Origin of the sequence: Klebsiella sp. KPN54798, assembly GCF_021184225.1 — a bacterium.
GTDB classification, from domain to species: domain Bacteria; phylum Pseudomonadota; class Gammaproteobacteria; order Enterobacterales; family Enterobacteriaceae; genus Klebsiella; species Klebsiella pneumoniae.
On record NZ_CP089234.1, the window covers coordinates 438,189 to 459,706 of the forward strand.

At 53.0% G+C, this 21,518-nt stretch carries 24 protein-coding genes, 1 tRNA gene and 4 rRNA genes; 22 read left to right on the forward strand and 7 right to left on the reverse strand.

What is annotated here, in order from left to right:
* The 11 genes from rplO to LPQ25_RS02150 all read left to right on the forward strand — a co-directional run bounded on the left by rplO (window position 1) and on the right by LPQ25_RS02150 (window position 6,170).
* Window positions 1–435 carry a 50S ribosomal protein L15 gene (gene rplO, locus LPQ25_RS02100; protein ID WP_002919516.1) on the forward strand — a complete coding sequence of 145 codons (435 nt, stop codon included), beginning with the start codon at window positions 1–3 and terminating at the stop codon, window positions 433–435.
* Window positions 436–442: 7 nt separating this feature from the next.
* Window positions 443–1,774 (forward strand): preprotein translocase subunit SecY, encoded by a 1,332-nt coding sequence (gene secY / locus LPQ25_RS02105; RefSeq protein WP_002919515.1) that lies wholly within the window; start codon window positions 443–445, stop codon window positions 1,772–1,774.
* Window positions 1,775–1,807: 33 nt separating this feature from the next.
* Window positions 1,808–1,924 carry a 50S ribosomal protein L36 gene (gene rpmJ, locus LPQ25_RS02110; protein ID WP_000868187.1) on the forward strand — a complete coding sequence of 39 codons (117 nt, stop codon included), beginning with the start codon at window positions 1,808–1,810 and terminating at the stop codon, window positions 1,922–1,924.
* Window positions 1,925–2,070: 146 nt separating this feature from the next.
* Entirely contained in the window at window positions 2,071–2,427 is a 357-nt protein-coding gene (gene rpsM / locus LPQ25_RS02115) for a 30S ribosomal protein S13 (protein WP_002919259.1), read from the forward strand.
* Between the two features lie 16 nt (window positions 2,428–2,443).
* Entirely contained in the window at window positions 2,444–2,833 is a 390-nt protein-coding gene (rpsK, locus tag LPQ25_RS02120) for a 30S ribosomal protein S11 (protein WP_002919257.1), read from the forward strand.
* Window positions 2,834–2,866: 33 nt separating this feature from the next.
* Window positions 2,867–3,487: a 30S ribosomal protein S4 gene (gene rpsD, locus LPQ25_RS02125; RefSeq protein WP_002919224.1), complete on the forward strand. Its 621-nt coding sequence runs from the start codon at window positions 2,867–2,869 to the stop codon at window positions 3,485–3,487.
* A gap of 25 nt (window positions 3,488–3,512) precedes the next feature.
* Window positions 3,513–4,502 carry a DNA-directed RNA polymerase subunit alpha gene (locus LPQ25_RS02130; protein ID WP_002919219.1) on the forward strand — a complete coding sequence of 330 codons (990 nt, stop codon included), beginning with the start codon at window positions 3,513–3,515 and terminating at the stop codon, window positions 4,500–4,502.
* Between the two features lie 40 nt (window positions 4,503–4,542).
* Complete coding sequence (gene rplQ / locus LPQ25_RS02135; RefSeq protein WP_002919206.1) at window positions 4,543–4,929, forward strand: 50S ribosomal protein L17; 387 nt, start codon at window positions 4,543–4,545, stop codon at window positions 4,927–4,929.
* Window positions 4,930–5,037: 108 nt separating this feature from the next.
* Window positions 5,038–5,406, forward strand: a complete 369-nt coding sequence (locus tag LPQ25_RS02140; protein ID WP_002919204.1) for a DnaJ family domain-containing protein — start codon at window positions 5,038–5,040, stop codon at window positions 5,404–5,406.
* Between the two features lie 2 nt (window positions 5,407–5,408).
* Window positions 5,409–5,834 (forward strand): Zn(2+)-responsive transcriptional regulator, encoded by a 426-nt coding sequence (zntR, locus tag LPQ25_RS02145; protein WP_004185894.1) that lies wholly within the window; start codon window positions 5,409–5,411, stop codon window positions 5,832–5,834.
* A 57-nt stretch (window positions 5,835–5,891) separates the two neighbouring features.
* Complete coding sequence (locus LPQ25_RS02150) at window positions 5,892–6,170, forward strand: alternative ribosome-rescue factor A (protein ID WP_004188380.1); 279 nt, start codon at window positions 5,892–5,894, stop codon at window positions 6,168–6,170.
* On the opposite strand, the gene mscL is transcribed toward LPQ25_RS02150, so the two are convergent.
* The 5 genes from mscL to def all read right to left on the reverse strand — a co-directional run bounded on the left by mscL (window position 6,106) and on the right by def (window position 10,869).
* Window positions 6,106–6,519, reverse strand: coding sequence for a large-conductance mechanosensitive channel protein MscL (mscL, locus tag LPQ25_RS02155; protein WP_004145325.1), 414 nt, complete (start codon window positions 6,517–6,519; stop codon window positions 6,106–6,108). The two genes, LPQ25_RS02150 and mscL, sit on opposite strands and share 65 nt — an antisense overlap.
* A 140-nt stretch (window positions 6,520–6,659) precedes the next feature.
* The gene (gene trkA / locus LPQ25_RS02160) at window positions 6,660–8,036 is read right to left on the reverse strand and encodes a Trk system potassium transporter TrkA (protein WP_002919153.1); all 1,377 of its coding nucleotides are present in this window, start codon (window positions 8,034–8,036) and stop codon (window positions 6,660–6,662) included.
* 13 nt (window positions 8,037–8,049) lie between these two features.
* Window positions 8,050–9,345: a 16S rRNA (cytosine(967)-C(5))-methyltransferase RsmB gene (rsmB, locus tag LPQ25_RS02165; protein ID WP_014906852.1), complete on the reverse strand. Its 1,296-nt coding sequence runs from the start codon at window positions 9,343–9,345 to the stop codon at window positions 8,050–8,052.
* Window positions 9,346–9,397: 52 nt separating this feature from the next.
* On the reverse strand, window positions 9,398–10,345 hold the full coding sequence (gene fmt / locus LPQ25_RS02170; protein ID WP_004150007.1) for a methionyl-tRNA formyltransferase: 948 nt from the start codon (window positions 10,343–10,345) through the stop codon (window positions 9,398–9,400).
* A 14-nt stretch (window positions 10,346–10,359) separates the two neighbouring features.
* Window positions 10,360–10,869: a peptide deformylase gene (gene def / locus LPQ25_RS02175; protein WP_004174081.1), complete on the reverse strand. Its 510-nt coding sequence runs from the start codon at window positions 10,867–10,869 to the stop codon at window positions 10,360–10,362.
* Between the two features lie 128 nt (window positions 10,870–10,997).
* Between def and dprA the strand changes: the two genes are divergently transcribed.
* From dprA to LPQ25_RS02205, 6 genes are read left to right on the forward strand one after another with little or no spacing between them, the layout of a single operon-like run.
* A complete protein-coding gene (gene dprA, locus LPQ25_RS02180) occupies window positions 10,998–12,122 on the forward strand; it encodes a DNA-protecting protein DprA (protein ID WP_002919139.1) in 1,125 nt (374 codons plus the stop codon).
* Window positions 12,094–12,567: a DUF494 family protein Smg gene (smg, locus tag LPQ25_RS02185; protein ID WP_002919137.1), complete on the forward strand. Its 474-nt coding sequence runs from the start codon at window positions 12,094–12,096 to the stop codon at window positions 12,565–12,567. Before dprA ends, smg begins: the two co-directional genes overlap by 29 nt.
* Window positions 12,568–12,593: 26 nt before the next feature.
* The gene (locus LPQ25_RS02190; RefSeq protein WP_004145330.1) at window positions 12,594–13,136 is read left to right on the forward strand and encodes a DNA topoisomerase family protein; all 543 of its coding nucleotides are present in this window, start codon (window positions 12,594–12,596) and stop codon (window positions 13,134–13,136) included.
* 4 nt (window positions 13,137–13,140) lie between these two features.
* The gene (gene tsaC, locus LPQ25_RS02195) at window positions 13,141–13,713 is read left to right on the forward strand and encodes an L-threonylcarbamoyladenylate synthase type 1 TsaC (protein WP_002919132.1); all 573 of its coding nucleotides are present in this window, start codon (window positions 13,141–13,143) and stop codon (window positions 13,711–13,713) included.
* A gap of 3 nt (window positions 13,714–13,716) precedes the next feature.
* Window positions 13,717–14,535 carry a shikimate dehydrogenase gene (aroE, locus tag LPQ25_RS02200; protein WP_002919126.1) on the forward strand — a complete coding sequence of 273 codons (819 nt, stop codon included), beginning with the start codon at window positions 13,717–13,719 and terminating at the stop codon, window positions 14,533–14,535.
* Entirely contained in the window at window positions 14,532–14,789 is a 258-nt protein-coding gene (locus tag LPQ25_RS02205; RefSeq protein ID WP_002919125.1) for a DUF1488 family protein, read from the forward strand. The genes aroE and LPQ25_RS02205 overlap by 4 nt, the downstream gene beginning before the upstream one ends.
* Here the strand turns inward: LPQ25_RS02205 and LPQ25_RS02210 are convergent.
* Window positions 14,765–15,319: a gamma carbonic anhydrase family protein gene (locus tag LPQ25_RS02210; protein WP_002919123.1), complete on the reverse strand. Its 555-nt coding sequence runs from the start codon at window positions 15,317–15,319 to the stop codon at window positions 14,765–14,767. The genes LPQ25_RS02205 and LPQ25_RS02210 overlap by 25 nt on opposite strands.
* A 470-nt stretch (window positions 15,320–15,789) precedes the next feature.
* On the opposite strand from LPQ25_RS02210, the gene LPQ25_RS02215 reads away from it, so the two are divergent.
* The 5 genes from LPQ25_RS02215 to rrf (LPQ25_RS02235) all read left to right on the forward strand — a co-directional run bounded on the left by LPQ25_RS02215 (window position 15,790) and on the right by rrf (LPQ25_RS02235) (window position 20,883).
* Window positions 15,790–17,327: ribosomal RNA gene (locus LPQ25_RS02215) — 16S ribosomal RNA — on the forward strand.
* Between the two features lie 198 nt (window positions 17,328–17,525).
* A 23S ribosomal RNA gene (locus LPQ25_RS02220) occupies window positions 17,526–20,422 on the forward strand.
* Window positions 20,423–20,523: 101 nt separating this feature from the next.
* Window positions 20,524–20,639: ribosomal RNA gene (rrf, locus tag LPQ25_RS02225) — 5S ribosomal RNA — on the forward strand.
* Between the two features lie 14 nt (window positions 20,640–20,653).
* Window positions 20,654–20,729, forward strand: a tRNA-Thr gene (locus LPQ25_RS02230).
* Window positions 20,730–20,767: 38 nt separating this feature from the next.
* Window positions 20,768–20,883, forward strand: a 5S ribosomal RNA gene (gene rrf, locus LPQ25_RS02235).
* The 16S, 23S and 5S rRNA genes sit together here with 1 tRNA gene alongside, the layout of an rRNA operon.
* Window positions 20,884–21,291: 408 nt before the next feature.
* Here rrf (LPQ25_RS02235) and LPQ25_RS02240 read toward each other — a convergent pair.
* Window positions 21,292–21,513, reverse strand: coding sequence for a putative periplasmic lipoprotein (locus LPQ25_RS02240; protein WP_002919103.1), 222 nt, complete (start codon window positions 21,511–21,513; stop codon window positions 21,292–21,294).
* Window positions 21,514–21,518 lie beyond the last annotated feature (5 nt).

The window sequence follows — 21,518 nt, forward strand, 5'->3', positions numbered from 1 at the left end:
ATGCGTTTAAATACTCTGTCTCCGGCCGAAGGCTCCAAAAAGGCGGGTAAACGCCTGGGTCGTGGTATCGGTTCTGGCCTCGGTAAAACCGGTGGTCGTGGTCACAAAGGTCAGAAATCTCGTTCTGGCGGTGGCGTACGTCGCGGTTTCGAGGGTGGTCAGATGCCTCTGTACCGTCGTCTGCCGAAATTCGGCTTCACTTCTCGTAAAGCGATGATCACCGCAGAGATCCGTCTCTCCGATCTGGCTCACGTAGAAGGCGATGTAGTAGACCTGAACGCGCTGAAAGCGGCTAACATTATCGGTGTCCAGATCGAGTTCGCGAAAGTGATCCTGTCTGGTGAGGTAACTCGTCCGGTAACTGTTCGTGGCCTGCGTGTGACTAAAGGTGCTCGTGCTGCTATCGAAGCTGCTGGCGGTAAAATTGAGGAATAAGTAGCAGATGGCTAAACAACCGGGATTAGATTTTCAAAGTGCCAAAGGTGGCCTTGGCGAACTGAAACGCAGACTTCTGTTTGTGGTCGGTGCGCTGATAGTGTTCCGTATTGGCTCTTTTATTCCGATCCCTGGTATTGATGCCGCTGTACTTGCCAAACTGCTTGAGCAACAGCGAGGCACCATCATTGAAATGTTCAACATGTTCTCTGGTGGTGCTCTCAGCCGTGCTTCTATCTTTGCGCTGGGGATTATGCCGTACATTTCGGCATCGATCATCGTGCAGCTGCTGACGGTGGTTTATCAACCGCTGGCGGAACTGAAGAAAGAAGGGGAGTCTGGTCGTCGTAAGATCAGCCAGTACACCCGCTACGGTACTCTGGTGCTGGCGATATTCCAGTCGATCGGTATTGCTACCGGTCTGCCGAATATGCCTGGTATGCAAGGCCTGGTGATTAATCCAGGCTTTGCATTCTATTTCACCGCTGTTGTCAGTCTGGTCACAGGGACTATGTTCCTGATGTGGCTCGGCGAACAGATCACTGAACGTGGTATCGGTAACGGTATCTCGATCATTATCTTCGCCGGTATCGTTGCGGGACTCCCGCCGGCCATCGCCCATACTATCGAGCAAGCGCGTCAAGGCGACCTGCACTTCCTCCTGTTGCTGTTGGTTGCAGTATTAGTATTTGCAGTGACCTTCTTTGTTGTATTCGTTGAGCGTGGTCAACGCCGCATTGTGGTAAACTACGCGAAACGTCAACAGGGTCGTCGTGTCTATGCTGCACAGAGCACACATTTACCGCTGAAAGTGAATATGGCGGGGGTAATCCCGGCAATCTTCGCTTCCAGTATTATACTGTTCCCGGCAACCATCACGTCATGGTTCGGGGGTGGTACTGGTTGGAACTGGCTGACAACAATTTCGCTGTATTTGCAGCCTGGGCAACCGCTTTATGTGTTACTCTATGCGTCTGCAATCATCTTCTTCTGTTTCTTCTACACGGCGTTGGTTTTCAACCCGCGTGAAACAGCAGATAACCTGAAGAAGTCCGGTGCATTTGTACCAGGAATTCGTCCGGGAGAGCAAACGGCGAAGTATATCGATAAAGTGATGACTCGCCTGACTCTGGTTGGTGCGTTGTACATTACTTTTATCTGCCTGATCCCGGAGTTCATGCGTGACGCGATGAAAGTGCCGTTCTACTTCGGTGGGACCTCGCTGCTTATCGTTGTTGTCGTGATTATGGACTTTATGGCTCAAGTGCAAACTCTGATGATGTCCAGTCAGTATGAGTCTGCATTGAAGAAGGCGAACCTGAAAGGCTACGGCCGTTAAAACTGGTCGCCCGAGAAGTTACGGAGAGTAAAAATGAAAGTTCGTGCTTCCGTCAAGAAATTATGCCGTAACTGCAAAATCGTTAAGCGTGATGGTGTCATCCGTGTGATTTGCAGTGCCGAGCCGAAGCATAAACAGCGCCAAGGCTGATTTTTTCGCATATTTTTCTTGCAAAGTTGGATTGAGCTGGCTAGATTAGCCAGCCAATCTTTTGTATGTCTGTACGTTTCCATTTGAGTATCCTGAAAACGGGCTTTTCAGCATGGTGCGTACATATTAAATAGTAGGAGTGCATAGTGGCCCGTATAGCAGGCATTAACATTCCTGATCACAAACATACCGTTATCGCTTTAACCGCTATTTTCGGTATCGGCAAAACCCGTTCTAAAGCCATCTGCGCTGAAACGGGCATCGCTGAAAATGTTAAGATCAGTGAGCTGTCTGAAGAACAAATTGATATTCTGCGTGAAGCAGTAGGTAAATTTGTCGTTGAAGGTGATCTGCGCCGTGAAATCACCCTGAGCATCAAGCGTCTGATGGACCTTGGTTGCTACCGTGGTTTGCGTCATCGTCGTGGTCTCCCGGTTCGCGGTCAGCGTACCAAGACCAACGCACGTACCCGTAAGGGTCCGCGTAAACCGATCAAGAAATAATCGGGGTGATTGAATAATGGCAAAGGCACCAATTCGTGCACGTAAGCGTGTAAGAAAACAAGTCTCTGACGGCGTGGCTCATATCCATGCTTCTTTTAACAACACCATCGTTACCATCACTGATCGTCAGGGTAACGCACTGGGTTGGGCAACAGCCGGTGGTTCCGGTTTCCGTGGTTCTCGCAAATCCACTCCGTTCGCAGCTCAGGTTGCAGCAGAGCGTTGCGCAGAAGCCGTAAAAGAATACGGCATCAAGAATCTGGAAGTTATGGTCAAAGGTCCGGGTCCGGGTCGCGAATCTACCATTCGTGCACTGAACGCCGCTGGTTTCCGCATCACTAATATTACTGATGTGACTCCGATCCCTCATAACGGTTGTCGTCCGCCGAAAAAACGTCGCGTATAACGCTGCGTTTTCCAGGTTAGTTGGAGAAAGAAAATGGCAAGATATTTGGGTCCTAAGCTCAAGCTGAGCCGTCGTGAGGGCACCGACTTATTCCTTAAGTCTGGCGTTCGCGCGATCGATACCAAGTGTAAAATTGAACAAGCTCCTGGCCAGCACGGTGCGCGTAAGCCGCGTCTGTCTGACTATGGTGTGCAGTTGCGTGAAAAGCAAAAAGTTCGCCGTATGTACGGTGTGCTGGAGCGTCAGTTCCGTAACTACTATAAAGAAGCAGCACGTCTGAAAGGCAACACCGGTGAAAACCTGTTGGCTCTGCTGGAAGGTCGTCTGGACAACGTTGTATACCGTATGGGCTTCGGCGCCACTCGTGCTGAAGCACGCCAGCTGGTTAGCCACAAAGCGATTATGGTAAACGGTCGTGTTGTTAACATCGCTTCTTATCAGGTTAAAGCGAATGACGTTGTCAGCATTCGTGAGAAAGCGAAAAAGCAATCTCGCGTGAAAGCCGCTCTGGAGCTGGCTGAGCAGCGTGAAAAGCCAACCTGGCTGGAAGTTGATGCTGGCAAGATGGAAGGTACGTTCAAGCGTCAGCCGGAGCGTTCTGATCTGTCTGCGGACATTAACGAACACCTGATCGTCGAGCTTTACTCCAAGTAAAGCTTAGTACCAAAGAGAGGACACAATGCAGGGTTCTGTGACAGAGTTTCTAAAACCGCGCCTGGTCGATATCGAGCAAGTGAGTTCGACGCACGCCAAGGTGACCCTTGAGCCTTTAGAGCGTGGCTTCGGCCATACTCTGGGTAACGCACTGCGCCGTATTCTGCTCTCATCGATGCCGGGTTGCGCGGTGACCGAGGTTGAGATTGATGGTGTACTGCACGAGTACAGCACCAAAGAAGGCGTTCAGGAAGACATCCTTGAAATCCTGCTCAACCTGAAAGGGCTGGCGGTGAGAGTTCAGGGTAAAGATGAAGTCATCCTTACTTTGAATAAATCTGGCATTGGCCCTGTGACCGCAGCCGACATTACCCACGACGGTGATGTCGAAATCGTCAAGCCGCAGCACGTGATTTGCCACCTGACTGATGAGAACGCTGCTATTAGCATGCGTATCAAAGTTCAGCGCGGTCGCGGTTATGTGCCGGCTTCTGCCCGAATTCATTCGGAAGAAGATGAGCGCCCAATCGGCCGTCTGCTGGTCGACGCCTGCTACAGCCCTGTAGAGCGTATTGCCTACAATGTTGAAGCTGCGCGTGTAGAACAGCGTACCGACCTGGACAAGCTGGTCATCGAAATGGAAACCAACGGCACAATCGATCCTGAAGAGGCGATTCGTCGTGCGGCAACCATCCTGGCTGAACAACTGGAAGCTTTTGTTGACCTACGTGATGTACGTCAGCCAGAAGTGAAAGAAGAGAAACCAGAATTCGATCCGATCCTGCTGCGCCCTGTTGACGATCTGGAATTGACTGTCCGCTCTGCTAACTGCCTCAAGGCAGAAGCTATCCACTATATCGGTGATCTGGTACAGCGTACCGAGGTTGAGTTGCTGAAAACGCCGAACCTGGGTAAAAAATCTCTTACTGAGATTAAAGACGTGCTGGCTTCCCGTGGACTGTCTCTGGGCATGCGCCTGGAAAACTGGCCACCAGCAAGCATTGCTGACGAGTAACCGGATCACAGGTTAAGGTTTTACTGAGAAGGATAAGGTCATGCGCCATCGTAAGAGTGGTCGTCAACTGAACCGCAACAGCAGCCATCGCCAGGCTATGTTCCGTAACATGGCAGGTTCGCTGGTTCGTCATGAAATCATCAAGACGACCCTGCCGAAAGCGAAAGAACTGCGTCGCGTAGTTGAGCCGCTGATTACTCTTGCCAAGACTGATAGCGTTGCTAATCGTCGTCTGGCATTCGCCCGCACTCGTGATAACGAGATCGTGGCAAAACTGTTTAACGAGCTGGGCCCGCGTTTCGCGAGCCGCGCCGGTGGTTACACTCGCATTCTGAAGTGTGGCTTCCGTGCAGGCGACAACGCGCCGATGGCATACATCGAGCTGGTTGATCGTGCTGAGCCGAAAGCAGAAGCTGCTGCAGAGTAATCTGTAGTAACGTAAAAAAACCCGCCCAGGCGGGTTTTTTTATATCTACCTCATCCCCATTTCACTACACTATCTGTACTCTTTTTGTTCATCCCCTGGAGCCGTAGAATGTGGTTGCTGGATCAGTGGGCGGAACGTCATATCCTCGATGCCCAAACCAAAGGTGAGTTCGATAATTTACCCGGCAGCGGAGAACCGCTGACTCTCGATGACGATTCACATGTGCCGGCGGAGTTGCGGGCAGGCTATCGCCTTCTGAAAAATGCAGGATGTCTTCCTCCGGAACTGGAGCAACGCAAAGAAGCGTTGGCTCTGGCAGACTTACTGAACGGCGTCCGTCAGGACGATCCGCGTCATGCCGAACTTAGCAAACGCCTTGCCCTGCTCGAGCTGAAGTTACGTCAGGCAGGTCTGAACACCGACTTTTTACGCGGTGAGTACGCCGATGCGTTGCTGCAAAAAATAAATCAGGAGTAAATATGTATCGTATTGGTGAATTGGCAAAACTGGCTGACGTGACGCCTGATACCATCCGCTACTATGAAAAGCAGCAGATGATGGATCATGACATACGCACCGAGGGAGGATTTCGTCTGTACTCGGATAACGATCTTCAACGGCTGCGCTTTATTCGTTATGCCCGACAACTGGGTTTCACCCTGGAAGCGATCCGCGAATTATTGTCGATCCGCATCGATCCGGAGCATCATACCTGTCAGGAGTCGAAAGGGATCGTTCAGGCGCGATTAAGTGAAGTCGAGGCGCGGATTAAAGAGCTACAGACGATGCGCCGCTCTCTGCAGCGGCTCAACGATGCCTGTTGCGGCACTGCCCACAGCAGCGTTTACTGTTCTATCCTTGAGGCCCTTGAACAAGGGGCCAGCAACGGCAATGGCGGACGTTGATTTTTTAAACGCGCGGATCTACACTCGCGCCGAGTTTATACATATACCGGAGTAACTATGAGTCGCTATCAGCATACTAAAGGACAAATTAAAGATAACGCCATTGAGGCACTTCTCCACGATCCGTTATTCAGGCAGCGCGTAGAGAAAAACAAGAAAGGGAAAGGAAGCTATCAACGTAAAGATAAACATGCAGGAAGGGTTGATCGGGAGGCCAGTGGCAAGCAAGCGAATCGCTTTTTTACCACTGGCCTTCTGCTTTCTCTGCTGATTAAGAACGGTTGTTTTGTTCTTTCAGCAGATCGCGAATTTCGCTCAGCAGAACTTCTTCTTTAGAGGGAGCTGGCGGTGCCGCCGGAGCCTCTTCTTTCTTACGATTTAACTTATTCATCAATTTAATCGCCATGAAGATGGCAAACGCGACGATGATGAAATCGAAAACGTTCTGAATGAATACCCCATAATGCATCACCACAGCCGGGACATCGCCCTGGGCATCACGTAGCGTGACGGCAAACTGTTTAAAATCGATCCCGCCAATCAACAGGCCGAGTGGCGGCATAATAATATCCGCGACCAGTGATGAAACAATTTTACCGAATGCTGCACCGATGATCACACCCACTGCCAAATCGACAACGTTCCCGCGCATCGCGAATTCGCGAAACTCTTTTAAAAAACTCATTTTATTCTCCTTGTGCCAGCTGACGTTGTAAGTTTAACAAATGTATTTTCATTTGCCATTCCCAGCAGATAGTTCCCGCAAAATATTAACCTTTGAATAATAAGGGATAATAAAAAGGCGCCTGTTCGGCGCCCTGGGAATTACAGGAAGAAAGGACTTGGCTGGAACAGCCTTTCGACATCGGAAATAAACTTCTTATCGGTCAAAAACATGATCACATGGTCGCCCTGCTCGATCCGTAGATTATTATTGGCGATCATCACGTCATTGCCCCGCACGACGGCGCCGATGATCGTGCCCGGTGGAAGTTTGATCTCATCGATCGAACGCCCGACTACCCGGGAGGTGCTTTCATCGCCGTGCGCGACTGCCTCAATCGCTTCTGCAACGCCGCGGCGCAAGGAGGAGACGCCGACAATATCGGCTTTACGGACATGGCTGAGGAGTGCGGAAATTGTGGCCTGCTGAGGCGAAATCGCAATATCGATGACGCTACCCTGGACCAGATCCACGTAGGCTCTGCGCTGGATTAGCACCATCACTTTTTTCGCGCCCATTCGCTTGGCCAACATAGCCGACATAATATTGGCTTCGTCGTCGTTAGTGACGGCAATAAACAGGTCCACTTGGTCAATATGCTCTTCAGCCAACAGCTCCTGGTCCGATGCATCCCCGTAGAAGACGATAGTATGCTGCAGCTTTTCCGCTAGCTCAGCGGCTCGCTGCTGATTACGTTCGATAAGCTTAACGCTGTAATCTTTTTCCAGCTTATGGGCCAGACCCGCGCCAATATTGCCCCCGCCGACCAGCATAATACGCTTATACGGCTTTTCCAGTCGCTGCAGTTCGCTCATGACCGCGCGAATATGCTGCGAGGCGGCAATAAAGAAGACTTCATCTCCGGCCTCGACAATCGTCGAGCCCTGCGGGCGGATGGGGCGATCGTGGCGGAAAATGGCGGCCACGCGCGTATCGATATGCGGCATATGCTCCCGCATAGTGGATAAGGCATTCCCCACCAGCGGGCCACCATAATAGGCTTTTACTACCGCGAGACTGACTTTTCCTTCTGCGAAGTTCACGACCTGCAGCGCGCCGGGATATTCGATCAGACGGTGGATGTTGTCGATGACCAGTTGTTCCGGAGCGATTAAGTGATCGATGGGTACCGCTTCAGAGTTGAAGAGCTTTTCCGCATCACGAACGTAATCAGGCGCACGAATACGCGCTATGCGGTTTGGCGTATTGAACAATGAGTAAGCGACCTGGCAGGCCACCATGTTGGTTTCGTCCGAACTAGTGACCGCTACCAGCATATCGGCATCATCGGCCCCCGCCTCACGCAGTACGCGAGGGTGAGAGCCATGCCCCTGGACGACACGCAGGTCGAACTTATCCTGCAGGCTGCGCAGACGGTCGCCATTGGTATCAACCAGCGTAATATCATTGTTCTCGCCGACGAGGTTTTCCGCCAGCGTGCCGCCGACCTGGCCGGCGCCCAGAATAATAATCTTCATCTGCAGTGACCCATTAGTTCCGACGTTTGATTAGCTTAGCGTAAAAGAAGCCATCACCTTCTTCCACGCCCGGCAGATTTTGCTGCCCGGGGCTCGCCGGCGTGCCGGTGGCGTGAAGTTCTGCATCCGGGGTTCGCGCGAGGAAGGCGGCAATTTGCTGACTGTTCTCTTCCGGCAGAATAGAACAGGTTGCGTAAACCAGCGTGCCGCCAGGCTTCAGGTGCGTCCAGGTGGCATTGAGGATCTCGGCCTGCAGCTGGGCTAACTCGGCGATATCCCGATCCCGGCGCAGCCATTTGATATCCGGATGGCGGCGAATAACGCCGGTTGCGGAGCAGGGAGCATCCAGCAGAATACGATCGAACTGCTCATTGCCACACCACTGCTCAGGGAAGCGGCCATCGCCCTGTTTTACTTCCGCTTTTACACCCAGACGCTTCAGGTTGTCATAGACGCGGGACAGACGCTGTTCATCAATATCCACCGCCATAACCTGAGCCTGGGGAGCGACTTCCAGAATATGCGTCGTCTTCCCGCCCGGCGCCGCGCAGAGATCGAGAATGCGTTCGCCATTTTCCGGTTGCAGGTAGCGCATACAGCCCTGAGCCGAGGCATCCTGGACGGTCACCCAGCCTTCGGCAAAGCCTGGTAACGCGTGGACCGGAGCAGGGGTGGCCAGGCGTACGGCGTCCGGATAATCAGGGTGGGTAAAGCCCTCTAAACCGGTCTCGTTAAGCAGGGCAAGCCACTCATCCCGGGAATGATGGTTGCGGTTAACGCGCAGCCACATCGGCGGGCGCTGGTTGTTCGCCTCGACGATCTCCTGCCACTGCTGCGGCCAGGCCTGCTGCAGGCGTTTCAGCAGCCATTTGGGATGAAGATAGCGGTTTTCATGCTCAGCAAATTCGGCTAACAACGCTTCCTGCTGGCGCTGGAACTGGCGTAGCACGCCGTTGATTAGCCCTTTAAGCTGCGGGCGTTTAATGGCCACCGCGCCTTCTACCGTTTCCGCCAGCGCGGCGTGTGGTGGAATGCGGGTGTAGAGTAACTGATAGAGACCAACCATGATCAGAAAGTGCACGGTGCGCTGTTTGCCGGTCATCGGACGCGCCATCAGCTTGCTGATAAGCCACTCCAGCTGGCTTAGAGTACGTAGTACACCAAAGCACAACTCCTGCAGTAGCGCTTTATCTTTATCGCTGACTTTCTGCTGTAGAGGGGGCAGTACGTTGCTTAAAGACTGCCCTTTTTCAACAACTTGTTCGATAGCCTGGGCGGCCAGGCTGCGTAAATTTATATTCTTTTTCATAAGCGCAAAAATAAAAATGCCCGGCGAACCCGGGCTTCAGAAGAGACGACCGTCAGGCGAGACGGGTGCCAGGGATAAACCACTCCCGGCGGGAATTGAGTAAGTCCTGGGCGCTCATCGCTTTTTTACCCGCAGGCTGTAGCGACTCCAGGCTGAGGATCCCATCCCCCGTGGCGACCTGAATACCCTGTTTGGTTGCTGCCACGATAGTACCCGGTTCGGCGTGAGCTGCTTCGGCGATGACCGATGCCCGCCACACTTTTACCGGTTGTCCGTCAATTTCCAGCCAGCTCATTGGCCACGGATTAAACGCGCGGATGCAGCGTTCCAACTGCGCAGCGGAAAGCGACCAATCGATACGAGCCTCTTCTTTACTCAGCTTTTCGGCATGGCACACCAGCGATTCATCTTGTACTTCAGGCCGTGCGGTGCCGTTGGCCAGTTGGGCTAACGTTGCCAGCAGCCCCTGAGGGCCGAGCTCGGCCAGCTTATCGTACAGGCTGCCGCTGGTATCCTCTGCGGTAATGGGGCAGGAAAGCTTATACAGCATATCCCCCGTATCAAGGCCGACGTCCATCTGCATGATGGTTACGCCAGTTTCGCTATCCCCCGCCCACAGTGAACGCTGAATAGGCGCTGCGCCACGCCAGCGCGGTAGCAGCGAGCCGTGAACGTTGATACAGCCCAGACGGGGCATCTCCAGCACCGCTTTAGGCAGAATCAGACCGTACGCCACTACCACCATAATATCGGCGCCGAGATCGGCGACTAACCGCTGGTTATCCTGCGGACGCAGGGAGGATGGCTGGAACACAGGTAAGTTATGGGCTTCTGCCAGCACTTTTACCGGGCTTGGCATCAATTTTTTGCCGCGACCAGCAGGGCGATCAGGCTGAGTGAATACGCCAACAACCTGATGTTCAGACGACAGCAGCGCATCAAGATGACGCGCTGCAAAATCAGGGGTGCCGGCGAAAATGATACGTAGTGATTGTGACACGGTATTCCTTGTTATCAGGCACGGGAACGTAAACGATCCAGTTTCTCTACCTTCTGACGAATGCGCTGTTGTTTGAGTGGTGACAGATAGTCAATAAACAGTTTGCCGACCAGGTGATCCATCTCATGCTGGATACAGATAGCCAGCAGGCCATCGGCCTCCAGTTCAAACGGCTTACCATCGCGATCCAGTGCCCGGATCTTCACTTTTTCCGCACGCGGCACCAGGGCGCGCTGTTCAGGAATAGACAAGCAGCCTTCTTCAATACCGGTTTCGCCATCTTTCTCCAGCATTTCCGGGTTAATTAATACCAGCTGCTCTTCACGATTTTCCGACACATCAATAACGATAATGCGCTGATGGATATCGACCTGGGTTGCGGCCAGACCGATGCCTTCCTCGGCGTACATGGTGTCGAACATATCATCGACGATACGCTGAATTTCCGCATTCACTTCTTTGACCGGCTCGGCGACTTTGCGAAGGCGCTCGTCCGGAATATGTAACACTTGCAAAACTGCCATAAAGTTCCAGAGTCGTATTCAGGAGTTGATAAGATTATTAGCTCTATTCTAGACAAAACCCCCTGCAATTGACAGTCTCACTGTCCAATCGCAAAGATTGTCAATACCGCTTATGGCAGGGGGTAAGGATGACGCCCGACGAGATTTGGCTGCGGCTGATGAAGGTCAGTAGCTTGTATGGCGACAGGATGGTAGAGATCGCTCAGCGCTTATGCGCAGCCGCCAGCGTTGATCGTGAAGCGCTGCATGCCGTCGGGATGACCGCGGCGCAGGCAAAGTTATTTTTCCGGCTTGACGAGCATGAGCTTGACGAGACGCGGCGCTGGCTGGGACAACCGGATCATCATCTGTTACGGGGTGACGATCCGCGCTATCCATTGCGGTTAAAGGCTATCGCTGATTACCCCGGCGCGTTGCTGGTCAGCGGCGGCCTCGCCCTGCTTCACAGCGCGCAGCTTGCCGTTATTGGCAGTCGCTCGCACTCCTGGTATGGCGCCCGCTGGGGGAAACTGTTCAGCGAAACGCTGGCGCAGAAAGGGATTACCATCACCAGTGGGCTGGCGTTAGGCATTGACGGGGTCGCGCACCGCGGCGCGCTGGCGGCGGAGGGTAAAACTATCGCGGTACTGGGCAATGGGCTGAGTCAGGTTTATCCGCGGCGCCATGCAACCCTCGCCCGGCAGATCATCGACAATGGCGGTACGCTGGTATCTGAATTTCCACTCATTACGCCGCCGCTTCCCGCACATTTCCCCAGGCGCAACCGGATTATCAGCGGCTTAAGCCTGGGCGTGCTGGTGATTGAGGCGGCGTTGCGAAGCGGATCGCTGGTCACCGTCCGCTGCGCCCTGGAGCAGGGAAGGGATGTGTTCGCCCTGCCTGGCCCGATAGGCAATCCGGGATCGGAAGGCCCGCACTGGTTAATTAAGCAAGGCGCGGTGCCAGTGACCTCGCCAGAGGATATTGTGGAATACTGGCATAACGAGCTGGCCTGGCTGACTGATACGTCTGATTCGATAAATATTTGCGTCGATCAGCCGTCTGTAGCATTGCCATTTCCGGAGCTCCTGGCTAACGTAGGAGATGAGGTAACACCTGTTGACGTTGTCGCTGAACGTGCCGGCCAATCTGTGCCAGTAACCGTAGCTCAGCTACTTGAACTGGAGTTAGCAGGCTGGATCGCAGCTGTACCCGGCGGCTATGTCCGATTAAGGAGGGCAAGCCATGTTCGACGTACTCATGTATTTGTTTGAAACTTACATCCATAGCGAAGCAGAAATGCGCGTGGATCAGGACAAACTGACGCGGGATCTTACCGATGCGGGTTTTGAGCGGGAAGACATCTATAACGCGTTAATGTGGCTCGAGAAACTGGCTGATTATCAGGAAGGTCTCGTTGAACCCATGCAGCTCGCTTCCGACCCGCTCTCTCTTCGGGTATATACCGAAGAGGAGTGCCAGCGTCTGGATGCCAGTTGCCGGGGGTTTTTACTCTTCCTCGAGCAGATTCAGGTGTTGAACCTCGAAACGCGAGAAATGGTGATAGAGCGCGTACTGGCGCTGGATACGGCGGAATTTGAGCTGGAAGACCTGAAATGGGTCATCCTGATGGTACTGTTCAATATTCCGGGCTGTGAAAACGCCTATCAGCAAATGGAAGAATTACTCTTCGAAGTAAATGAAGGTATGCTGCATTAATCTTTTTGCAGCAACATCGAGTTGTTATGACCAAATCAGCACTGTTTTCGGTGCGTAAAAATGAGCCCTGCCCGCAGTGCGGGGCCGAACTGGTGATCCGTTCCGGGAAACATGGCCCGTTTCTCGGCTGTTCGCATTATCCGGACTGTGACTATATTCGTCCCCTGAAAAGCCAGGCGGACGGGCATATCGTTAAGGTGCTGGAGGGGCAAGAGTGCCCATCGTGCGGTGCGGTTATGGTGTTACGCCAGGGGCGTTTTGGGATGTTCATTGGCTGTAGCCGCTATCCGGAATGTGAACATACCGAGCTGATTGATAAACCCGATGAGACGGCTATCGCTTGCCCGCAGTGCGGACAAGGCCATCTGGTCCAGCGTCGTTCCCGTTTCGGTAAAACCTTTCACTCCTGCGATCGCTATCCTGATTGCCAGTTCGTTATCAATTTTAAACCGGTGGCGGGCGAATGCCCTGAATGCCATTACCCGCTGTTAATAGAAAAGAAGACGGCGCAGGGGCTCAGACGCTTCTGTGCCAGTAAACAATGTGGAAAGCCGATCCCGGCGGAATAAATCAGTGAACAATAACCTGCCCTCAGAAGCCGTCGCCCATGCCGTGGCGGTCCTGAAAAATGAACATGTCATCGCCTATCCCACCGAAGCCGTGTTTGGCGTCGGCTGCGACCCTGACAGCGAAACGGCCGTTATGCGCCTGCTGGAGCTGAAGCAGCGTCCCGTTGAGAAAGGATTGATCCTTATCGCCGCCAGCTTTGAGCAACTGAAGCCCTATATTGATGATTCACGGTTAAGTGACTCACAGCGGGAAGCCATCTTCTCTTGCTGGCCGGGACCGGTGACGTTTGTATTCCCGGCGCGTCCTGAAACGCCGCGCTGGCTGACAGGACGTTTTGATTCACTGGCCGTACGCGTGACTAACCATCCGCTGGTAATCGAATTGTGCGAAGCCTACGGAAAACCACTGGTTTCGACCAGCGCCAATCTCACCGGGCAACCACCGTGCCGTACTACCGCAGAGGTCCATGCTCAGTTTGGCGACAGCTTCCCGGTGGTGGATGGCGCCACGGGCGGCCGGCAAAACCCATCTGAAATCCGTGATGCCCTGACGGGTGAACTGTTCCGCCAGGGGTGAACCATGGAAACCTATGCCGTTTTTGGTAATCCGATCGCGCACAGCAAGTCGCCTGCTATTCATCAGCTGTTTGCCCGCCAGTTAGGAATTACTCATCCTTATGGACGTGTACTGGCGCCGCTGGACGATTTTGTCTCTTCTCTGAATCAGTTCTTTGCAGAAGGAGGAAAGGGGGCCAACGTCACCGTTCCTTTTAAAGAGGAAGCCTTTGCGCGTGCCGACGAACTGACAGAACGCGCAGCGCTGGCGGGAGCAGTAAACACCCTGAAACGCCTGGAAGATGGCCGTTTACTGGGGGACAACACCGACGGTATTGGTCTTCTGAGCGATCTGGAACGCCTGGGATTCATTAAGCCACGCCAACGGATCCTGCTTGTTGGTGCTGGTGGGGCATCTCGCGGGGTTCTTTTGCCGCTTCTGTCGCTGGGATGCGCCGTCACGATCGTGAATCGCACCTATTCTCGTGCCCGTGAGTTAGCCACTCTCTTCGCCCATACCGGGAGCGTTAGCGCAAGGGAGATGGATACCTTATCCGGGGAAACATTCGATCTGATCGTCAATGCGACGTCCAGTGGAATAGACGGTGATGTACCAGCTATCCCGGCATCTATTGTCAACGCTGACGTATATTGCTATGACATGTTTTACCAGAAAGGGCCGACACCGTTTCTTCACTGGTGCCAGCAATATGGCGCAGTCCACTGTGCCGATGGGCTGGGAATGCTGGTGGCGCAAGCCGCCCATGCTGTTCTGCTATGGCACGGCGTTCTGCCGGCTATCGCTCCGGTCATTGAAACGCTGCAGCAGGAACTGAATGCATGAATCAGGCGATTCAGTTTCCTGACCGGGAATCATGGGATGCCGAACGGCAGGGCGTGGTTTTTCCCGCGCTGGTGAATGGGATGCAATTAACCTGCGCAATTTCAGGGCAAATCTTGCAGCAGCGTTTCGGCGCAGAGGGGCCAGCGCAGTGGCTGGCCGCCTTCCAGGAACATCGTTGGGATCTAGAGGAAGAGGCAGAAGCATTGATCCGCGATGGTCAGGAAGATGCTCAGGGCTGGATCTGGTTATCCTGATCCAGGTACTCATTTTTCCATTTCACATAGTTATTTGCTGAATACTTGAGTCCTTCCCGTTCCGCCTCTGTCAGGGGGCGGATCTGTTTGACCGGATTGCCAAAGTAAAGGTAGCCGCTTTCCAGCTGTTTGTTCTGCGGAACCAGACTGCCCGCACCAATCATGACGTCATCGCCAACGACGACACCGTCTAATAAGATCGAACCCATACCAACCAGTACGCGGTTGCCGATAGTGCAGCCGTGCAGCATCACTTTATGACCAACAGTTACATCCTCACCAATGATCAGCGGATTTCCCTCCGGCTTATAAGAGGACTTATGGGTCACATGGAGAACGCTACCGTCCTGAATATTGCTGCGTTGACCTATCGATACATAGTTGACGTCGCCGCGAATGGCCACCAGAGGCCAGACGCTGACGTCATCGGCAATTCTGACATCGCCGATGACAACGCTGGATGCGTCAATCATGACGCGAAGACCGATTTGTGGGAAAAATGCTTTGTAGGGGCGCAGCTGAGCAGACATATAGACCTCAAAATACGGGAACGTAAGAAGACTTTGGTGGCTTTTATCTCCCTGTGCAACCCCTGAAAACGGTGAAAATTGAGCAAATCGTGCAATTACACGGCGAAAAGGGTGAAAAATCACCACTCAGAAAAAAAGATCGAAAAAAGGCTTGTGCAAAAAAATGGGATCCCTATAATGCGCACCCACTGACACGGCGGATGTGAATCACTTCACACAAACAGCCGGTTCGGTTGCAGAGAAAAATCCTGAAAAACGGGTTGACTCTGAAAGAGGAAAGCGTAATATACGCCACCTCGCGACAGAGCGCTAAAGCGCGTCGCAACTGCTCTTTAACAATTTATCAGACAATCTGTGTGGGCACTCAAAGTGACATGGATTCTTAACGTCCTCGGACGAAAAATGAATACCAAGTCTCAAGAGTGAACACGTAATTCATTACGAAGTTTAATTCTTTGAGCATCAAACTTAAATTGAAGAGTTTGATCATGGCTCAGATTGAACGCTGGCGGCAGGCCTAACACATGCAAGTCGAGCGGTAGCACAGAGAGCTTGCTCTCGGGTGACGAGCGGCGGACGGGTGAGTAATGTCTGGGAAACTGCCTGATGGAGGGGATAACTACTGGAAACGGTAGCTAATACCGCATAATGTCGCAAGACCAAAGTGGGGGACCTTCGGGCCTCATGCCATCAGATGTGCCCAGATGGGATTAGCTAGTAGGTGGGGTAACGGCTCACCTAGGCGACGATCCCTAGCTGGTCTGAGAGGATGACCAGCCACACTGGAACTGAGACACGGTCCAGACTCCTACGGGAGGCAGCAGTGGGGAATATTGCACAATGGGCGCAAGCCTGATGCAGCCATGCCGCGTGTGTGAAGAAGGCCTTCGGGTTGTAAAGCACTTTCAGCGGGGAGGAAGGCGTTAAGGTTAATAACCTTGGCGATTGACGTTACCCGCAGAAGAAGCACCGGCTAACTCCGTGCCAGCAGCCGCGGTAATACGGAGGGTGCAAGCGTTAATCGGAATTACTGGGCGTAAAGCGCACGCAGGCGGTCTGTCAAGTCGGATGTGAAATCCCCGGGCTCAACCTGGGAACTGCATTCGAAACTGGCAGGCTAGAGTCTTGTAGAGGGGGTAGAATTCCAGGTGTAGCGGTGAAATGCGTAGAGATCTGGAGGAATACCGGTGGCGAAGGCGGCCCCCTGGACAAAGACTGACGCTCAGGTGCGAAAGCGTGGGGAGCAAACAGGATTAGATACCCTGGTAGTCCACGCCGTAAACGATGTCGATTTGGAGGTTGTGCCCTTGAGGCGTGGCTTCCGGAGCTAACGCGTTAAATCGACCGCCTGGGGAGTACGGCCGCAAGGTTAAAACTCAAATGAATTGACGGGGGCCCGCACAAGCGGTGGAGCATGTGGTTTAATTCGATGCAACGCGAAGAACCTTACCTGGTCTTGACATCCACAGAACTTAGCAGAGATGCTTTGGTGCCTTCGGGAACTGTGAGACAGGTGCTGCATGGCTGTCGTCAGCTCGTGTTGTGAAATGTTGGGTTAAGTCCCGCAACGAGCGCAACCCTTATCCTTTGTTGCCAGCGGTCCGGCCGGGAACTCAAAGGAGACTGCCAGTGATAAACTGGAGGAAGGTGGGGATGACGTCAAGTCATCATGGCCCTTACGACCAGGGCTACACACGTGCTACAATGGCATATACAAAGAGAAGCGACCTCGCGAGAGCAAGCGGACCTCATAAAGTATGTCGTAGTCCGGATTGGAGTCTGCAACTCGACTCCATGAAGTCGGAATCGCTAGTAATCGTAGATCAGAATGCTACGGTGAATACGTTCCCGGGCCTTGTACACACCGCCCGTCACACCATGGGAGTGGGTTGCAAAAGAAGTAGGTAGCTTAACCTTCGGGAGGGCGCTTACCACTTTGTGATTCATGACTGGGGTGAAGTCGTAACAAGGTAACCGTAGGGGAACCTGCGGTTGGATCACCTCCTTACCTTAAAGAACCTGCCTTTGTAGTGCTCACACAGATTGTTTGATAAATAATAAATTTCAAAATGTACTGCGAAGTGCATTGTGAAATTTTGCTCTTTAAAAATCTGGATCAAGCTGAAAATTGAAACGACACACAGTTAATGTGTGTTCGAGTCTCTCAAATTTTCGCAATCAGAAGTGAAACATCTTCGGGTTGTGAGGTTAAGCGACTAAGCGTACACGGTGGATGCCCTGGCAGTCAGAGGCGATGAAGGACGTGCTAATCTGCGAAAAGCGTCGGTAAGGTGATATGAACCGTTACAGCCGGCGATGTCCGAATGGGGAAACCCAGTGCAATTCGTTGCACTATCGTTAACTGAATACATAGGTTAACGAGGCGAACCGGGGGAACTGAAACATCTAAGTACCCCGAGGAAAAGAAATCAACCGAGATTCCCCAGTAGCGGCGAGCGAACGGGGAGCAGCCCAGAGTCTGAATCAGCTTGTGTGTTAGTGGAACGGTCTGGAAAGTCCGACGGTACAGGGTGATAGTCCCGTACACCAAAATGCACAGGCTGTGAACTCGAAGAGTAGGGCGGGACACGTGGTATCCTGTCTGAATATGGGGGACCATCCTCCAAGGCTAAATACTCCTGACTGACCGATAGTGAACCAGTACCGTGAGGGAAAGGCGAAAAGAACCCCGGCGAGGGGAGTGAAAAAGAACCTGAAACCGTGTACGTACAAGCAGTGGGAGCACCTTCGGGTGTGACTGCGTACCTTTTGTATAATGGGTCAGCGACTTATATTCTGTAGCAAGGTTAACCGTATAGGGGAGCCGCAGGGAAACCGAGTCTTAACTGGGCGTTAAGTTGCAGGGTATAGACCCGAAACCCGGTGATCTAGCCATGGGCAGGTTGAAGGTTGGGTAACACTAACTGGAGGACCGAACCGACTAATGTTGAAAAATTAGCGGATGACTTGTGGCTGGGGGTGAAAGGCCAATCAAACCGGGAGATAGCTGGTTCTCCCCGAAAGATATTTAGGTAGCGCCTCGTGAATTCATCTTCGGGGTAGAGCACTGTTTCGGCTAGGGGGTCATCCCGACTTACCAACCCGATGCAAACTGCGAATACCGAAGAATGTTATCACGGGAGACACACGGCGGGTGCTAACGTCCGTCGTGAAGAGGGAAACAACCCAGACCGCCAGCTAAGGTCCCAAAGTCATGGTTAAGTGGGAAACGATGTGGGAAGGCACAGACAGCCAGGATGTTGGCTTAGAAGCAGCCATCATTTAAAGAAAGCGTAATAGCTCACTGGTCGAGTCGGCCTGCGCGGAAGATGTAACGGGGCTAAACCATGCACCGAAGCTGCGGCAGCGACACTATGTGTTGTTGGGTAGGGGAGCGTTCTGTAAGCCTGCGAAGGTGTGCTGTGAGGCATGCTGGAGGTATCAGAAGTGCGAATGCTGACATAAGTAACGATAAAGCGGGTGAAAAGCCCGCTCGCCGGAAGACCAAGGGTTCCTGTCCAACGTTAATCGGGGCAGGGTGAGTCGACCCCTAAGGCGAGGCCGAAAGGCGTAGTCGATGGGAAACAGGTTAATATTCCTGTACTTGGTGTTACTGCGAAGGGGGACGGAGAAGGCTATGTTAGCCGGGCGACGGTTGTCCCGGTTTAAGCATGTAGGCTGGTTGTCCAGGCAAATCCGGATAATCAAGGCTGAGGTGTGATGACGAGGCACTACGGTGCTGAAGTAACAAATGCCCTGCTTCCAGGAAAAGCCTCTAAGCATCAGGTAACATTAAATCGTACCCCAAACCGACACAGGTGGTCAGGTAGAGAATACCAAGGCGCTTGAGAGAACTCGGGTGAAGGAACTAGGCAAAATGGTGCCGTAACTTCGGGAGAAGGCACGCTGGTGTGTAGGTGAAGTCCCTGCGGATGGAGCTGAGACCAGTCGAAGATACCAGCTGGCTGCAACTGTTTATTAAAAACACAGCACTGTGCAAACACGAAAGTGGACGTATACGGTGTGACGCCTGCCCGGTGCCGGAAGGTTAATTGATGGGGTTATCCGTAAGGAGAAGCTCTTGATCGAAGCCCCGGTAAACGGCGGCCGTAACTATAACGGTCCTAAGGTAGCGAAATTCCTTGTCGGGTAAGTTCCGACCTGCACGAATGGCGTAATGATGGCCAGGCTGTCTCCACCCGAGACTCAGTGAAATTGAACTCGCTGTGAAGATGCAGTGTACCCGCGGCAAGACGGAAAGACCCCGTGAACCTTTACTATAGCTTGACACTGAACATTGAGCCTTGATGTGTAGGATAGGTGGGAGGCTTTGAAGCGTGGACGCCAGTCTGCGTGGAGCCAACCTTGAAATACCACCCTTTAATGTTTGATGTTCTAACGTTGGCCCCTTACCGGGGTTGCGGACAGTGTCTGGTGGGTAGTTTGACTGGGGCGGTCTCCTCCCAAAGCGTAACGGAGGAGCACGAAGGTTAGCTAATCCTGGTCGGACATCAGGAGGTTAGTGCAATGGCATAAGCTAGCTTGACTGCGAGCGTGACGGCGCGAGCAGGTGCGAAAGCAGGTCATAGTGATCCGGTGGTTCTGAATGGAAGGGCCATCGCTCAACGGATAAAAGGTACTCCGGGGATAACAGGCTGATACCGCCCAAGAGTTCATATCGACGGCGGTGTTTGGCACCTCGATGTCGGCTCATCACATCCTGGGGCTGAAGTAGGTCCCAAGGGTATGGCTGTTCGCCATTTAAAGTGGTACGCGAGCTGGGTTTAGAACGTCGTGAGACAGTTCGGTCCCTATCTGCCGTGGGCGCTGGAGAATTGAGGGGGCTGCTCCTAGTACGAGAGGACCGGAGTGGACGCATCACTGGTGTTCGGGTTGTCATGCCAATGGCACTGCCCGGTAGCTAAATGCGGAAGAGATAAGTGCTGAAAGCATCTAAGCACGAAACTTGCCCCGAGATGAGTTCTCCCTGAGACTTTAAGTCTCCTGAAGGAACGTTAAAGACGATGACGTTGATAGGCCGGGTGTGTAAGCGCAGCGATGCGTTGAGCTAACCGGTACTAATGAACCGTGAGGCTTAACCTTACAACGCCGAAGATGTTTTGGCGGATTTGAGAGAATTTTCAGCTTAGATTCAGAGTTGAGTACGCAATATAAAGAATTGCGTACTGAGCACAAAGAATTTGCCTGGCGGCACTAGCGCGGTGGTCCCACCTGACCCCATGCCGAACTCAGAAGTGAAACGCCGTAGCGCCGATGGTAGTGTGGGGTCTCCCCATGTGAGAGTAGGGAACTGCCAGGCATCAAATTTAGCGTGCTGATATGGCTCAGTTGGTAGAGCGCACCCTTGGTAAGGGTGAGGTCCCCAGTTCGACTCTGGGTATCAGCACCACTTTTTAGGTTAAAGTTCGGCACGTTGTAAAGAATTTGCCTGGCGACAATAGCGCGGCGGTCCCACCTGACCCCATGCCGAACTCAGAAGTGAAACGTCGTAGCGCCGATGGTAGTGTGGGGTCTCCCCATGTGAGAGTAGGGAATCGCCAGGCATCAAATAAAGCAAAAGGCCCAGTCGAAAGACTGGGCCTTTTGCTTTTGTGTTATCTGTTGTTTGCCGATGAGCTTCTTTGCTGCCCAGGGAAAATCTAACTGGCATCGATATGAACATTGTGCAGCAACGGCCCGGAGAGAGGGAAAGGACGTTCGCCATCATTACTCACCATCAGAGTAAAGGCCCGCTCTTCGACCGGGCCTTTGGTGTTTGTTGCTCCTGAACCCTGAATCTGAAAAGTTTGCCGATAGCGATGGACGACTCATTGCCAGCGGTCTCTGGCAACAACAACGGCTAAGAAAGCTGGCGAACTATCGTCAGGAAGAGCCTGAATGATCGCTTACTTTGGGGAATGGAGTGGAGCAGATACAGGGGATATACCTGTATCTGCGGTTGGGGAAGCGATCTAGCGGGTCAGAGCAACGATCCCTAACGTGAGGCCGGCTACCGCGGCCGCACCCCCGGCGATTGCGCCTGCGGTTTCCCAGTTGTCTTCTGTTGTGCCTTTCATACAGGTATTGGTATGGACTAAGCGGCCTTGCGAGTCATAAACCGGTACGCAGGGAGAGTCATGGGCACAGCCTGCCAGCAGAGAGGCCAGCAGCGCCACGATTAAATACTTTTTCATGATAT

Bases quoted from the DNA above. Each gene is read 5' to 3' on its own strand.
- rplO (WP_002919516.1), top strand. From the start codon at position 1: ATGCGTTTAAATACTCTGTCTCCGGCCGAAGGCTCCAAAAAGGCGGGT.
- secY (WP_002919515.1), top strand. From the start codon at position 443: ATGGCTAAACAACCGGGATTAGATTTTCAAAGTGCCAAAGGTGGCCTT.
- rpmJ (WP_000868187.1), top strand. From the start codon at position 1,808: ATGAAAGTTCGTGCTTCCGTCAAGAAATTATGCCGTAACTGCAAAATC.
- rpsK (WP_002919257.1), top strand. From the start codon at position 2,444: ATGGCAAAGGCACCAATTCGTGCACGTAAGCGTGTAAGAAAACAAGTC.
- rpsD (WP_002919224.1), top strand. From the start codon at position 2,867: ATGGCAAGATATTTGGGTCCTAAGCTCAAGCTGAGCCGTCGTGAGGGC.
- LPQ25_RS02130 (WP_002919219.1), top strand. From the start codon at position 3,513: ATGCAGGGTTCTGTGACAGAGTTTCTAAAACCGCGCCTGGTCGATATC.
- rplQ (WP_002919206.1), top strand. From the start codon at position 4,543: ATGCGCCATCGTAAGAGTGGTCGTCAACTGAACCGCAACAGCAGCCAT.
- LPQ25_RS02140 (WP_002919204.1), top strand. From the start codon at position 5,038: ATGTGGTTGCTGGATCAGTGGGCGGAACGTCATATCCTCGATGCCCAA.
- zntR (WP_004185894.1), top strand. From the start codon at position 5,409: ATGTATCGTATTGGTGAATTGGCAAAACTGGCTGACGTGACGCCTGAT.
- LPQ25_RS02150 (WP_004188380.1), top strand. From the start codon at position 5,892: ATGAGTCGCTATCAGCATACTAAAGGACAAATTAAAGATAACGCCATT.
- mscL (WP_004145325.1), bottom strand. From the start codon at position 6,519: ATGAGTTTTTTAAAAGAGTTTCGCGAATTCGCGATGCGCGGGAACGTT.
- trkA (WP_002919153.1), bottom strand. From the start codon at position 8,036: ATGAAGATTATTATTCTGGGCGCCGGCCAGGTCGGCGGCACGCTGGCG.
- rsmB (WP_014906852.1), bottom strand. From the start codon at position 9,345: ATGAAAAAGAATATAAATTTACGCAGCCTGGCCGCCCAGGCTATCGAA.
- def (WP_004174081.1), bottom strand. From the start codon at position 10,869: ATGGCAGTTTTGCAAGTGTTACATATTCCGGACGAGCGCCTTCGCAAA.
- dprA (WP_002919139.1), top strand. From the start codon at position 10,998: ATGACGCCCGACGAGATTTGGCTGCGGCTGATGAAGGTCAGTAGCTTG.
- smg (WP_002919137.1), top strand. From the start codon at position 12,094: ATGTTCGACGTACTCATGTATTTGTTTGAAACTTACATCCATAGCGAA.
- LPQ25_RS02190 (WP_004145330.1), top strand. From the start codon at position 12,594: ATGACCAAATCAGCACTGTTTTCGGTGCGTAAAAATGAGCCCTGCCCG.
- aroE (WP_002919126.1), top strand. From the start codon at position 13,717: ATGGAAACCTATGCCGTTTTTGGTAATCCGATCGCGCACAGCAAGTCG.
- LPQ25_RS02205 (WP_002919125.1), top strand. From the start codon at position 14,532: ATGAATCAGGCGATTCAGTTTCCTGACCGGGAATCATGGGATGCCGAA.
- LPQ25_RS02210 (WP_002919123.1), bottom strand. From the start codon at position 15,319: ATGTCTGCTCAGCTGCGCCCCTACAAAGCATTTTTCCCACAAATCGGT.
- LPQ25_RS02240 (WP_002919103.1), bottom strand. From the start codon at position 21,513: ATGAAAAAGTATTTAATCGTGGCGCTGCTGGCCTCTCTGCTGGCAGGC.